The organism is Acinetobacter sp. IRS14 (assembly GCF_034650275.1).
In the GTDB taxonomy this organism is placed as follows: Bacteria; Pseudomonadota; Gammaproteobacteria; order Pseudomonadales; family Moraxellaceae; genus Acinetobacter; species Acinetobacter oleivorans.
The window spans coordinates 1-13,807 of record NZ_JAOVFN010000037.1 but is presented as its reverse complement, the minus strand read 5'-3'; the positions used below and the strand labels follow the sequence as shown (position 1 = coordinate 13,807).

Below are 13,807 nucleotides of genomic sequence, written 5' to 3'. Positions count from 1 at the left end.
GCACATTCATTATTTCTTGGCAGCCTTTGCCAAAAGCTATAACGACACAACTTAAACATTTAAAGCAGTTTGAAAGTCACTAGGCTTTTCATGCTTTAACTATTTATCACTTAAAACTTAATCAACAATAAAACTTGAGATGTGCCAAGCACAGTCTTTAGGGGCTTTGCTATGCCTTTTTTCTCCCAAAAAATGGCAGCGGTTTTATATCTCATTTATATACAACAAGAATTTATTTTATAACGGTCAAACTATGCCACATTCAGATCTCCCATTTCGTGCTTTAAATGTGCTTCACACTTCCCGATATCTGTTTAACAACTATGGCTTTCACAATGTCGGGGTAGACCGAATTATTGAGTCGGCGAAAATCCCAAAAGCGACTTTTTATAATTACTTTCATTCAAAAGAAAGGCTAATTCAAATGAGTTTAACCTTTCAAAAAGATGGACTAAAACAAGAAGTGCTTTCAATCATTCATGATCAAAAAGACTTAACGATGCTTGAAAAGCTTCGCAAAATTTACTTTTTACATGCCGATTTAGACGGACTTTATCATTTGCCTTTTAAAGCTATTTTTGAAATTGCGAAAACGCATCCACAGGCGTATCAGGTGGTCATTGAATATCGAAACTGGTTTATTAATGAAATCTATAATTTGCTTTTAACCACCAACACAAATGCTTCAAAACAAGATGCTCACATGTTTTTGTTTGTGATTGATGGAGCAATGGTTCAGCTTTTAGATCCAAACAAGCCAGATGAAAGAGAAAAATTATTAGATTATTTTTTTATTACTTTAGGATAAATTAGAGGAAAACATAGGTAAGGAAAAATACCAAAAATCTTACCTAAAGCTAGCAATAATCGCGGCCCAATTTATTTCCAAATTTATAATATTTTTAAAATTACTGTTAATATTTTCAGGTAGATATCACTTTAACTAAACTCGAAAAGCTCTTATAACAATAGGAGTTTTCATTAATTAAACCTCCATAAAATAAAAATAGTATTTTTACTTAAAGGTTAAATTATTAGATTGTTTGATAGTCTTTTTGTATATAATATGTATTCTTTATATTTTGTAACCATTATAGAGTAAACATGAAAAAAATATTAATCATTACTACGTTAAGTTCTTTCGGTTTAATTGCCTGTTCAACTACTGAAACTTCAAGAACGATCCAAAGCCCACAAGTGGCTGTAGCTACATCACAAATTAAATATACGGGAGTAAAAGCTCCAGTTTCTATTGGTAAATTTGATAATCGCTCTAGTTATATGAGAGGTGTTTTCTCCGATAATGTAGACCGTCTAGGCGGACAGGCGAAAACTATTCTTGAGACACATTTACAGCAAACTGGTTATTTTACAGTTTTAAATCGTGACAACTTATCTGAGATTAAACAAGAAGTTGGTTATAGCAATACAAGCCAATCTATTAAAGGCGCTCGTTATGTTATTACTGGTGACGTATCTGAATTTGGTCGCAAAGAAGTAGGTGATCAGCAATTATTTGGTATTTTAGGTCGCGGTAAAGAGCAAGTTGCTTATGCAAAAGTTAATTTAAATGTTGTTGATGTAAAAACATCAGAAGTTGTGCATTCCGTACAGGGTGCAGGTGAATATGCATTAGGTGCTCGTGAAGTATTAGGTTTTGGCTCTACAGCTTCTTATGATTCTACTTTAAATGGTAAAGTACTCGATTTAGCTGTTCGTGAAGCAGTTAATAATCTTGTGACAGATATTCAAAATAACCGTTGGTCAGTTCAATAATTTTGGATATGTGTTAAATGAAAAAAATTCTTTTAAGCAGTTTTCTTGCTATGGGATTGGTTGGTTGTGCCGCTGGTCCTCAACCTTTATATAATTGGGGAACTTATACTCATCAAACCTATTTGATGTATAACGCACCTGAGAAAGCTACACCGAGTTCGCAAATCACAAAATTAGAAGCTGAAATTGAAAAAACTAAAGGTAAGGGCTTAGCTGTTCCACCAGGTTTATATGCTCATTTGGGATTATTATATTTACAAGAAAACAATTCTCAAAAAGCAATCGAGTATTTCCAGCTTGAACGTCAAGTATATCCAGAGTCTACAGTTTTAATGGATCGTTTATTGCAAAAAATGAATGCTGATGGTGGGTATACAAAATCATGATTAAGAAATTTTTAATTGCTGGTTTAGTTATTTCTAGCCTTGCATTTACGGGATGTGCTGTTACTCCACCGCCTAATAAAGATATTACGGCTTATAAAGCTCATATGCCAAAATCGATTTTGGTATTGCCGCCAGTCAATGATTCGCCAGATGTAAAAGCGACTTATAGTTATTGGCCTACTGTGGTGGCACCTGTTGCAGAAGCTGGCTATTACGTTTTTCCAATCTCTGTTGTAGACAATATGTTTAAAGAGAATGGTGTTACTAATGGCAGTGATGCTCAGTCTATTGCACCTCAGAAATTACAAGAGATTTTTGGTGCAGATGCTGCTTTATATATTCGAATTAAAGAATATGGTTCTAAGTATCAAGTGATCCAAAGTGTGGCTACAGTAAGTGCTGATGCAAAGCTTGTTGATTTAAAAACTGGAGATGTGATTTGGACAGGTGAGAAAAAACTTGTTCAAGCAAGTAATGATGGCAATGCGGGTTTAATCGGAATGGTCGTTGGTGCTTTAGTTGAACAGATTGCTGGCAGCTTTACTGATCGGGCTTATCCATTAGCGAGTATGGTAAATACTCAACTTTTTACCCCGACGACTTATAATCCGGGTATGGGGTTGTTATATGGGCCACGTTCACCAAAGTATCAACAAGATGGAGTAGTAGCTAAGTAAATTAAACTCTTAGCTAAATTTTTAATTTATTAAAAATAGTCTGCTTCATATATTAATTATATGGAGCGCTATATAAAAAATTATTATTCCAGATGGTTTATTAAATTTTTGGTTAGGCAGGAGAGCTAGAGCAACTAGTTCTCCTACTTAATTGATTTTACTTCTTTTGCTTAAAACGATATTTACACTTTAGACAGCGATAATCCTGAAAAATATTTTTATCGATCATTACGCCCGCTTTTTTACCAAAAATATTGCCAACCACACCGCCAGTAATACCTGCGCTAATTGCACCGACAAAAGTTCCTACTGTTCCACCAACAATCACACCTAAAGGGCCAGCAATCGTACCAATTGCTGCACCAACAGAAGCCCCAGTTGCAGCACCACCTACTGTGCCTGCTGTTGTACCAGCAGCTGTCAGTAAAACACCGCCAGTTGTTCTAAGTAATTTGTCATGGTCACGTGCTTCAATTTCTGTAGAACCACACTTAGGACATTGCAGAGCTTTTTCCATAAAATTTCCTGTCTTTCATCATTGAGTGACACAGTTGACGGTGCTAAATCAGTAAAGTGGGTAAAGAACCTGTCTTTCGATGAAGTGTCTTTTTCCTATTGAGTGATCGTAACGATAACTGGTCTGCTTTGATTTTAGCTGAACATTGACACAAATATTTATAGATCATGTAAACACTTGTACTTTAATAATTATCTCATTAAATACCAATGTTTAGAATGACTAAGGCTTACATATCAATGTGTCTAGCAGCGAAAAATTTAATAATGATGAATAAAATGTGAATGGTTTTTTGAGTAGATTTTTTGAAGTTATTTAAGAGGACAAGCTATTCAATGATAAAAGGCTTATTCTGTTTGAATAAGCCTTTTTTGAAGATTAGAGTGATTTTTTCCAACTCAAAAATTTATATAATCCAAACATGAATGTAATCCAAATTGGAATTAAAATAACTGATTTTTCAAAACCTTGAGTCCACATGATGTATAAAATCATGCCAATAAAAATCAAAACAATATAGTTACTTAAAGGTGAAAATAGCGCAGGGAATTTAACAACTTTACCTTCAAGTTTCATGGCACGTTTAAACTTCAAATGGGTAAAGCTAATGATTGCCCAGTTTAAAACTAAAGCTGCCACAGCCATGTACATGAGATAGCTTAAAGCTTCTTCTGGGATAAAATAGTTCAGTAATACACAACCAAAAATCAGAATAGAAGAGAAAATAACAGCAGGTGTGGGAACTCCTTGTTTGCTGACTTTTGTAAAAACTTTAGATGCGTGGCCTTGTACTGCTAGGCCATACAACATGCGACTGTTTGCATACATACCGCTGTTATAAACAGACAGTGCAGCCGTCAAAATAATAAAATTAAGCAAATGCGCTGCCCAGCCAATGCCAAGCTGACTAAAAATCATTACAAATGGACTTTTATCTAAACCACCAAGGTCAAGCTGATTCCAAGGAATGAGCGACATGATGATAGCAAGCGAAGCTACATAGAAAACCAAGATTCGAAAGATGACTTGGTTAATGGCTTGTGGAATGCTTTTTTCAGGATTTTCGGCTTCAGCAGCAGTCATCCCAATCAGTTCAATACCACCAAAAGCAAACATTAAGAAGGCAAGCATATAAAACAGGCCCGAGAACCCATGCGGGAAAAATCCGCCATGCTGCCATAAGTTTGAGAAGCTAGCGATAGAGTCACTACCTGCGGTGAGCAATAAATATAAGCCAAACACGATCATTGCAATGACCGCTGCGACTTTAATAATGGCTAACCAAAACTCAGATTCACCGTAAAATTTAACGTTGCCTAAGTTCAAACACGTGACCAAAACAAAGAAAAATAAGGCTGATATCCAAGCAGGAATATGAGGCCACCAGTAATGCACATATTTAGCAACTGCTGTCAGTTCAGTCATTGCGACCAAAATATAGACCACCCAATAGTTCCAGCCCGATAAAAAACCGGGGAATCTTCCCCAATATTTTTGTGCAAAGTAACTAAAGGAACCGACCACAGGTTCTTCTACGATCATTTCACCCATTTGGCGCATAATTAAAAATGCGACTAAACCGACAATGGCATAACCTAAAATAATAGAAGGGCCAGCAGACTGGATGACTTGTGCAGAGCCTAAAAATAAACCTGTCCCGACAGCGCCACCCATAGCGATTAGCTGGATGTGGCGATTTTTAAGTCCGCGTTTTAATTGGGAAGATGAGTTGCTCAAAATATATGCGCTGAATAAAAAAGCTGGCGCTATTGTAATGGATTGCGCATCATTAGCCTAATCGGAAAATGGTGATGAATTGCAAGTATAGAAAACTACGGATATTTGAAATGATTAAAGACAATTATTAGATATACAAATAAAATAGAAGTTGATGAGTGAAATGACAAAGTTCTACGTAAGTCTTTTAAGAGAGTAATGCTGTAAAAATGATTGTTAAAACTGAATATACTTTTATCTATGAAGTTTGGTGAGATAGTGTATTTCTAACAGTATTAACAAGAGAAATTTATATTCGTAAAAAGAATAAAGTTGAGTAAGGGAATGAAGGTTGTAGAAAATGCATTATAAAGAACTATATAAATATGAATATCTTATAAACTCTGATTGTACAAAACTAATAAAAGGAGAGATTCTGGGACTTTTATTTCTCCTTTTTAGTATAGTTATTTTTTGGACTGAAATTTTTGAATCGGATAAATGGGCAATAGATTTATTTGGTATTAGTGTGTCATTGTATTATTTATATCCTGTTTCTATGGGGGTGTTGGGACTATTTTATTTATTTGGAAAATTTTTTAAGTATTATCGTTATACTATTTTTAGATTCTATTTCGAAAAAGATTATTTGATATTGGAAATTTGTGGGATAAAAACTGTTAAATTTAATAAGTTTAATATTATTGCTGATCAATATCGTATTGGTCACTGGAATGGTTTTAAAAAGGAATATTTTAATTGTATAGGTATTACTAGTGACAGAAAAGTATATCTAATTCCAGTAGCTGACGGTAAGCAAGATGAGCTTATAGAAGTATTAATGAATCATGTGGATAAACAAGTTGACCCCTAAATAAACCTATTCCTATTTAACTAAGCCTAATTAATATCTAAAAAAGGATTCGTACAAAGCTATACGAATCTTTTTTAGAAAAATGATGTTTTTTATAAATTAGAAAGACACCATTTTGCCCGGGTTAATCATTGCGCCGATACCATACATACTTTTTGCGAGCGGAATAACAACGGGAGCAAGGGTACGACCAAACATAATATTTTGATGATCAATTTTAGATAACATTTCGAAGTCGTTAGATTGCCCAACAAAGTCATTTGCAATGGCTTTACCAATGCGTACCGTCTGTGCAACGCCGTGACCGCTCCAACCGTGAACAGCATAAATTGGGAATTTATTACCAAACTTACGGCTATCGACTGCACCATTTACGGTTAAATCAGTTGTCCCACTCCAAACAAAATCCATTTCTAGATTTTTAATTTGAGGGAAAACCGTATGAATTCGATGTTCTAGATAATTTAAAGTTTTCTCTGGTCCCCAACATGTTCCTGTGCCTTGGCCACCAAACAATAAGCGGTTATTAAACACGGGACGGTAGTAATCAATCTGGAACTGAGTGTCATAGACTGGATGCTCAAATGGCAAAAGCTCTTTTGTATCAAGCTCTAGTGGGGCAGTCGTCGCGACATAGGTGTAAAACGGAATAGTAGTATTATTTTGCTCTGATAAAAGTTTAAACGAAGCATGGTGTACAGCTAACACCACAGACTTTTTAGCTTTTACGACAGCATTTGCTGTTTGTACATAAATACCATCTGCTTTTTCTTCTATTGAAATGACTTCTGTTTGTTCATAAACAGTACCGGCATTTTGGCAAAAGCCATAAATTAAGCCACGGTTCAAAGCTAAAGGATGGATTTGTCCACCTAACTCATCAATTAAACCACCTGTGTAATAATCAGACTTAATAAAGTCCATGAGTTCATGCTTACCTACAATGCGCGTATGGTCTTCACCTAAATATTTTCGTGCATCGGCGCCTTGTGTTAAACCGACTAAATGTCCTTCATGAACGGCGGCGGTAATGTGACCGTATTTTCGATCAAAGTTGAGTTGGTACTTTTCCGAGATGTCATCAATAAGTTGCATCGCTTCTGTAGAGGTAAAATGCCAAAGTTTTTTGGCATCTTCATAGCTTAAGCGATCGGCCATTTCTTGAGCTTCCCAGCGAGCTAAACCTGGGGTGAGTTGTCCGCCATTTCTGCCAGAAGCTGCACTACCAATGCGATTTTTTTCTAATAAGACCGTATCTACGCCTTGTTCAGCTAAATGTAATGCACTTGATGAACCTAATAAACCACCGCCAATAACCACCACATCGCATTCAATATCAGCTTGTAAACTGTCAAATGTATGCCAATCAGAAAGTGAGCTTTCATAGTAGTTTGCTGGATTATCTACCGCTGCACCTTCTACATTTGTTGTGTCAAAATTTGCATGTTTTGGATTTAACCAGCTCCACTCTTTGCCTACTTGTAGAGATTTACTTGGTTTATATTGCACGTCTTTTAAAAGTTGAGGTTTAGAAATAATTTTCATGACGAAGTTCCTGTAAAATTAATAAGCATTACTAATCGCAATACTTTGTTTTTTAATCGTTTTATAGATAAATAAAAGAATGCCTAGCGATAACCAGAAACATCCGAAAGTGAGTGAAGATGAATCAAGGTTAAGCCACAGGCAAATAATGCTGATGACGGATAAAAGCGGTAAAAAGAGGTTTAGAAATTTATTTTTAAACCCTGAGCGCTGTTTATCTTTAATATAAAATTTCATAAAAACTGAGAAATTTACGGCTGTAAAAGCGACTAGCGCACCAAAGCTGATCAGACTGACGACTTGTGCTAAATCTAGAAAAACCGCGGACATTGAAATAAGACCAACAAATAAAACCGAAAAAAATGGTGTACCTAAGGAGATATGAATTGTCCCAAAATACTTTTTAGGGAAAATATTATCGGTGCCCATTATATACAGTAAACGCGAAGCACTGGCATGTGAGGCTAGGCCAGAGGCGACAGTGTTCATAATTTGCCCGCATAAGAATACGGATTGGAAGAATGCACCACCGACATAAAGCACAATTTCAGGCAGTGCTTCAGTAGGGTGCTGGAAGCGCAGATTATTTGGAAAATAAAGCTGAATAAACCAAGCAGCCGTGAAGAAAATGAACCCACCAACCAGTGTTGTTAACATGACTGCTCGGGGAATATTTTTGGTGGGTTGTTTGGTTTCATTTGAAAGCGTGGTAACCGCATCAAAGCCCAAAAATGAAAAGCACAAAACTGAGGCACCCGCAACGAGCGGTAGTATAGATTGGTGCTCATGCCAGAGTGGGGCCAATGTAAGCACATGCTCATAACCTTGAGTCGAGCCAATACCCTGAATCACTAAATAAACAAAAATGACCATGAGTATGATGGGTGCAAATACAAACACGAGGCTTAAATTGGCAAGTAATCGAATGCGGAAACAATTCACTAAAGTGACTAGGCCCGCCGATACAAACACCCAAAACCAATAGGGCAAACTTGGAATAAGGGCTGTGAGATAAATTGCAGCTAGCAAAACATTAATGAGGGGTAATAACAAATAGTCGAGTAGAGAACACCAACCGACAAAAAAGCCACTTTTAGGCCCTAAACTTTCAGCGGTATAGCTATAGGCCGAGCCTGATTTTTCTGAATTTTTGCTGAATCTTGCATAGCTCCAAGCGGTGAGTAACATAGCGCCAAGTGCGAGTAAATATGCGAGTGGCACATGTCCATTGGTAATGCCAGAGACAATACCGAAAGTATCAAACACCGTCATGGGAGTCATGTAGGCAATACCGATAATTGTGACTTGCCAAAGAGACAGTTTTTTTAAGGAAGACGTTTTATTTTCCATGTCATTTCAACCTCAAATTTCGTTGTTTTGCTTTTCATCCGGAAAAGCGATGCTATTTTTGAGCCAAAACTTCCCATAGACCTGAATAAACAAGTCTGTTTGAAGAAAGTTTGTACAAAAGCTAGGGGCTATTTCGCCTGAGTGATGCCCTAAAGCAAAGTCAAATATTTATATCTTTGACTTTGCTTTAGATTACGACCAGTTGAAAAGATTGACACGGTCGTGACAGAACCTGCTGTGAGCTTTGGCCTTTAAATAATGTGCCTGTTCTGATGGTGATGTCATTTGAAGTAATCACACGAGAAGAGTCGTTGATCACGATTGCTTTTTGTTTGATGTTTTTAAGCTTCGGCATGAGTAGTTTTTCGAGCGCTGAAACTAAAATGTCGGTGGCAATTACACCGATAAATTGATCACGAATCATGACCGGATGGGCAAGGGTGATGGTATATGCACCATTACAGATATAGTCGACGTAAGGCCCATGGATACATGGACTTTTATTTTGAGCAGGTTTATGGAACCATTCAAAAGAGCGAAAATCTAAAAAGCGCTGAGCATTTTGATAGTTTTCAAGTTTGGCTTGTTGTAACTGATCTTCTTTTTTATACCACCATTCGAGTGTCCAATAATCTTGTTCTTCTTGCGTTGCAGGGCTATAACTTGCAAAGCCGATACCTTGACTGTAATGGCTTTCTTGTAAGGCCTTTTTAATTTCTTTTTGCAAAGCTGAACGTTCTGAACCTGAAAGCTTAATGTCTTTTGTTTTTTCAGGTTCATGTTTTGAGAGAATTTTGCTCGCTTTAGCTGCCAGTTTTTCTGTAATGGTTGTTGTTTCCTCAACCACCGTCTTTAACAAATTTTGAAGCTCTTCTATATCTAAATGTTGGGTCATTCCTATAACTCCTAAAATTCCATATTTCTCACTCGATATTTGATAAGTGCTCTGTTTTATTATTTTTATTCGATAGATAACTTATATCGAAGCATTTGATCCGTTAGCATCGAAATAATTTTTCGTGCTTGAATAACAGCATCATCTTCATTGGCTTGAACAAAAGATGATAAAAGTTGGTGGTATTGAGCGACGACCAGTTGATGAAAATGATCATCTTGGTAAAGCACAGCAATGAGCGGTGCCCATTCGGCTTGTATAGTTAACTCTTGATTTGCTAGTCGAGCTGATTGAGCAAAAGAGGTTAGAGTCAGCAAACAACGTAAATCAAGTTGGGCACGCGTGTCTGCTTCAATGGCCTGTTCAAATTGTTCAATCAGCTCTTTGATTTTGTTCAGTTCATATTCAGTGGTTCTTTGTGCTGCCAAATATGCACCATGGCTTAAAATTGCACTATGAAACTCGCCTAAATCAGCTAGATATTCATTTGAAGCTTGACGTAGAGGATGCTTGTTTAAGAGTAAATCGGAAGGTAACTCACAAACAAAGCTTCCGCCGTTTCGCCCGCGTCGTGTATCAATCAGACCCTTTACGCGTAAAGTATTTAAAGCTTCACGAACGGTAATGGGTGACACTCCCATTAAGCGAGCTAGATCCGCCTCGTTAGGAAGTTGTTCATTGCTTTTGAGCAATCCAGAGATAATTGCATTTTCCAAGCGTTCAACAACTTGTTCCGAGCGAGTTGCCTGAGCGATAGGTGCAAAAATTATCGTATATGCTGACATGGCGAATTCTCTAAAAGCTAAGTCAGTGACTTAGCTTAATGAAACGGATAAATGATTAAAACACGCCATATTGATGGACGGCCTGTTCATCTTCAGGCACGGCTGGTATTGCATCCCAAAGTTCAACAATTTTGCCGTTATCTACACGCCACAGTTCAAAATAGGCATGTCGATTTCCAGCAATATTTCCTTCGGAATGTGTCAATACAAATTGACCATCAGCAATGGAGCGATGAGTTTTGGAGTATACCAAACCTTGTCCTTCATTACGGATATTGTTCAAAAAATCAATGACTGCCTTAACACCATCGCCAATATCTGGGCTATGTTGAATGAACTGATCATTGTGGGTGTATTCTTTAAATGCTTCATAATTGCCATCAATTAATGACTTCTTAAAGAAAGAGGTCACAATCTCACGATTTTTCTCCGAATCATGATGAGTTACGATTTCTGTCGGACCATCTAATTGGGTTCTACCACTCACATTCGGCGCAGCTTCTGCTACAAGACCATCCCAATGTTCCACAATTTTGCCATCTTTCACTCGGTAAATATCAAAACCAACCAATGGGTTTTCATCTAATCCCTGAAAGCGGCCATGAATTGCCACCAAGTCGCCATCTGCCAATACACGCACAGCTTCATGTTGCATGTCGGGGCAGTCTTCTACCAGTTGGCGAAGGCCTGAAAGACCATTTGCAACCAGTGGTGAGTGCTCTATAAAGTCTTCAGAGAAATAACGGTCCAGAGCAGTGGTGTCGTGCAAATTAAATAGCTCGTGATGGGCTTTGCTCACCAAGTCTTTCATTTCTTGTTTATTCATTTTGATCTCCTTTCAAAGTCCATTTTTATTATTCGTTTGAACTCATCACATGTTTAACGCGGGTATATTCTTCAAAACCGTAGCCAGATAAATCTTTACCATAACCTGACTTTTTGAAACCGCCGTGTGGCATTTCTGCGGTTAAAGGAATATGGGTATTAATCCAAACTGTACCGAAATCGAGTTCACGTGACAGACGAGTTGCACGCGCATGATCTTTAGTCCACACACTTGAAGCTAGGCCATACTCAACATCGTTGGCTTTTTCAATCGCATCATTTTCATCTGTAAATTTTTGAACGGTAATCACTGGTCCAAAAATTTCATTTTGAATGGCTTCATCGTGTTGTTTTAAACCACTAATAACAGTGGGTTCAAAATAGAAGCCTGGACGGTCTGCCTGTTTTCCGCCTGTTTCAACTTTGGCGTGTGCAGGTAAGTTGTCAATAAAGGCTTTAACATTCTTCAATTGGTTCGCATTGTTGAGTGGACCATAAAGTGCATCTTGATCATCGGGTTCACCAAAACGTGTATTTTTTGCAGCTTCAACTAACTTGTTTAAAAAATCGTCATGAACTGCTTCAGCCACAATCACACGCGTTGCCGCAGTGCAGTCTTGTCCTGCGTTGAAATAGCCCGTTAAAGCAATCATTTCAACTGCTTTATCGATGTCCGCATCTTCAAAAACTACGACAGGTGCTTTACCACCAAGCTCAAGATGAGCTTTTGCTAAATTTGCTGCGGCAGAGGCTGCAACTTGTAATCCGGCACGAACCGAACCTGTAATAGAAACGAGTGCTGGGGTTTTATGGGATACAACTTTTGAACCCACCTGAGCCTGACCTAACACCACATTAAATGCGCCTTTAGGGAAAAAAGGTGCAGCAATTTCTGCCAGTAAAAGCGTACTTTCAGGGGTGGTATCACTTGGTTTAAGTACCACTGTGTTACCCGCAGCCAAAGCAGGAGCAATTTTCCAAACAGCCATCATAAGTGGATAGTTCCAAGGAGTAACTTGACCAACCACACCGACTGGTTCGCGGCGAATAGAAGAGGTTAAACCTTCTAAATATTCACCTGAAGCTGTGCCATTGAGTAAACGGGCAGCGCCTGCAAAGAAACGAACCTGATCTGCCGATGCACCCACTTCTTCAGATGCAATTAAGTGTTTTAACTGACCCGTATTACGACTTTGCGCCTCAATCAAACGCTCTGCATTTGCTTCGATAGCATCTGCCAAATTCAATAATGCTTTTTGACGAGTCGAAGGTGTACTGCGTCCCCAAATTTTAAATGCTTCTTTTGCAGCAGCATAAGCTGAATCAACTTCTGCCTCGGTTGCATTTGGTGATTGAGCATAAACTTCACCAGTCACTGGGCTTACCAAGTCGAAATAATCATTTCCTTTGCTAGCAACATATTCGCCGTTAATAAAGTGTTGTAGTTGAGTTTTAGCCATTTTTTATACCTTGTCCTTAGGTTTTAACATATAACATATAACATATAACATATAACATATAATACTATATGTATTATGTTTTAAATTTTCTGTCAAATGCTTTGATGAGGGGATTGAGTGAAAAAAGTTGGAATTTACTTCAGATTAGATTTTAAGTTTTTGATTTGATTATTTAAAAAAAATAAAAATTTGTGAAGATTTTTAGAAGAGGCTTTTTGTCGTACTCGTTCAGTAGATTTGATGAAAAATAATAGAATAATTTTTCTAATTGAGAGCAGCTTGATGAGCCAAACCTTGTGCTTCGCTCATCACTTTCGAGTTCTTATTTATTGAAATTAAAGTGAATAATTAGGTCTTATGACTCGCAAGCAGAATGCTAGTTTCACTGTTATAAATACCTGAAATGTTTCTGATTCTTTCTAAAACTTTGTCGAAGTTTTCTAAGGTGTCAGAACGCAATTCAACCAAAATATCCCATTTGCCATTGGTTTTATGCAGACATTCCACGGCACTTTCTAGGCGTAGTTCTTTAATCACAGACTGCGCTTTGGTTCCTTCAACCATAATGCTCATCCATGCACGAATAATGTTGCGTTCAGCATTGGGTTTAAAGCGTACTGTATATCCAGTAATGATCCCTGAAGATTCAAGATACTCCATTCTCTTTTTAATAGTTGCTCTTGAAACGTGAACTTTTTCGGCTAACTCGGTAACAGACATCCGTGCGTTATCTTTAAGTAAACCTAAAATAATTTGATCAATGTTATCCATATTGTAATTGTCAATTATCAAATTGGTAAAAAATAATTCATTTTTTGCTGAATTACAAATTTTGTGAATCAATTTGATTTTGAATAATAGGGTCATCAGCTAACCCTCATAATTTTAATTTAATGGACTAGATAAAATGAATAATTTTGCAGTTTCACGTAGTGACTTTAACGAGTGGATGGTTCCAGTTTTTGCACCGGCAAATTTCATTCCGGTACGTGGCGAAGGTT

Annotated in this window: 14 protein-coding genes and 1 pseudogene; 6 read left to right on the top strand and 9 right to left on the bottom strand. The window is 37.3% G+C overall.

Annotated elements, in window-relative coordinates; all coding sequences use genetic code 11:
- Nucleotides 1-253 precede the first annotated feature (253 nt).
- The 4 genes from ODQ17_RS18585 (at nt 254) to ODQ17_RS18570 (ending at nt 2,839) form a co-directional block, all read left to right on the top strand.
- Nucleotides 254-808, top strand: coding sequence for a TetR/AcrR family transcriptional regulator (locus ODQ17_RS18585; protein ID WP_322905509.1), 555 nt, complete (start codon nt 254-256; stop codon nt 806-808).
- 296 nt (nt 809-1,104) lie between these two features.
- Nucleotides 1,105-1,776 (top strand): CsgG/HfaB family protein, encoded by a 672-nt coding sequence (locus tag ODQ17_RS18580; protein WP_127494193.1) that lies wholly within the window; start codon nt 1,105-1,107, stop codon nt 1,774-1,776.
- 17 nt (nt 1,777-1,793) lie between these two features.
- Nucleotides 1,794-2,162: a DUF4810 domain-containing protein gene (locus ODQ17_RS18575; RefSeq protein ID WP_322905507.1), complete on the top strand. Its 369-nt coding sequence runs from the start codon at nt 1,794-1,796 to the stop codon at nt 2,160-2,162.
- Nucleotides 2,159-2,839, top strand: coding sequence for a DUF799 domain-containing protein (locus tag ODQ17_RS18570; RefSeq protein WP_049837733.1), 681 nt, complete (start codon nt 2,159-2,161; stop codon nt 2,837-2,839). The genes ODQ17_RS18575 and ODQ17_RS18570 overlap by 4 nt, the downstream gene beginning before the upstream one ends.
- A gap of 157 nt (nt 2,840-2,996) precedes the next feature.
- On the opposite strand, the gene ODQ17_RS18565 is transcribed toward ODQ17_RS18570, so the two are convergent.
- Both ODQ17_RS18565 and ODQ17_RS18560 read right to left on the bottom strand, forming a co-directional pair.
- On the bottom strand, nt 2,997-3,356 hold the full coding sequence (locus tag ODQ17_RS18565; protein ID WP_005303542.1) for a hypothetical protein: 360 nt from the start codon (nt 3,354-3,356) through the stop codon (nt 2,997-2,999).
- Nucleotides 3,357-3,734: 378 nt separating this feature from the next.
- Nucleotides 3,735-5,093: an amino acid permease gene (locus ODQ17_RS18560; protein WP_322905504.1), complete on the bottom strand. Its 1,359-nt coding sequence runs from the start codon at nt 5,091-5,093 to the stop codon at nt 3,735-3,737.
- A 340-nt stretch (nt 5,094-5,433) separates the two neighbouring features.
- Between ODQ17_RS18560 and ODQ17_RS18555 the strand changes: the two genes are divergently transcribed.
- The gene (locus ODQ17_RS18555; protein WP_322905502.1) at nt 5,434-5,946 is read left to right on the top strand and encodes a hypothetical protein; all 513 of its coding nucleotides are present in this window, start codon (nt 5,434-5,436) and stop codon (nt 5,944-5,946) included.
- Between the two features lie 99 nt (nt 5,947-6,045).
- Here the strand turns inward: ODQ17_RS18555 and ODQ17_RS18550 are convergent, their stop codons facing one another.
- The 7 genes from ODQ17_RS18550 to ODQ17_RS18520 all read right to left on the bottom strand — a co-directional run bounded on the left by ODQ17_RS18550 (nt 6,046) and on the right by ODQ17_RS18520 (nt 13,577).
- A complete protein-coding gene (locus ODQ17_RS18550; protein ID WP_322905500.1) occupies nt 6,046-7,491 on the bottom strand; it encodes an NAD(P)/FAD-dependent oxidoreductase in 1,446 nt (481 codons plus the stop codon).
- A gap of 18 nt (nt 7,492-7,509) precedes the next feature.
- Complete coding sequence (locus ODQ17_RS18545) at nt 7,510-8,841, bottom strand: APC family permease (protein ID WP_174740733.1); 1,332 nt, start codon at nt 8,839-8,841, stop codon at nt 7,510-7,512.
- A gap of 187 nt (nt 8,842-9,028) precedes the next feature.
- On the bottom strand, nt 9,029-9,736 hold the full coding sequence (locus ODQ17_RS18540) for a cache domain-containing protein (protein WP_322905498.1): 708 nt from the start codon (nt 9,734-9,736) through the stop codon (nt 9,029-9,031).
- Between the two features lie 65 nt (nt 9,737-9,801).
- On the bottom strand, nt 9,802-10,521 hold the full coding sequence (locus ODQ17_RS18535) for a FadR/GntR family transcriptional regulator (protein ID WP_144733475.1): 720 nt from the start codon (nt 10,519-10,521) through the stop codon (nt 9,802-9,804).
- Between the two features lie 55 nt (nt 10,522-10,576).
- Nucleotides 10,577-11,347, bottom strand: coding sequence for a nuclear transport factor 2 family protein (locus tag ODQ17_RS18530; protein ID WP_322905496.1), 771 nt, complete (start codon nt 11,345-11,347; stop codon nt 10,577-10,579).
- 28 nt (nt 11,348-11,375) lie between these two features.
- Nucleotides 11,376-12,806, bottom strand: a complete 1,431-nt coding sequence (locus ODQ17_RS18525) for a gamma-aminobutyraldehyde dehydrogenase (RefSeq protein WP_322905494.1) — start codon at nt 12,804-12,806, stop codon at nt 11,376-11,378.
- Between the two features lie 348 nt (nt 12,807-13,154).
- Nucleotides 13,155-13,577: an Lrp/AsnC family transcriptional regulator gene (locus ODQ17_RS18520; RefSeq protein WP_034591286.1), complete on the bottom strand. Its 423-nt coding sequence runs from the start codon at nt 13,575-13,577 to the stop codon at nt 13,155-13,157.
- A 136-nt stretch (nt 13,578-13,713) separates the two neighbouring features.
- Between ODQ17_RS18520 and ODQ17_RS18515 the strand changes: the two are divergent.
- A pseudogene (locus tag ODQ17_RS18515) lies at nt 13,714-13,807 on the top strand (hypothetical protein); the annotation flags it as partial.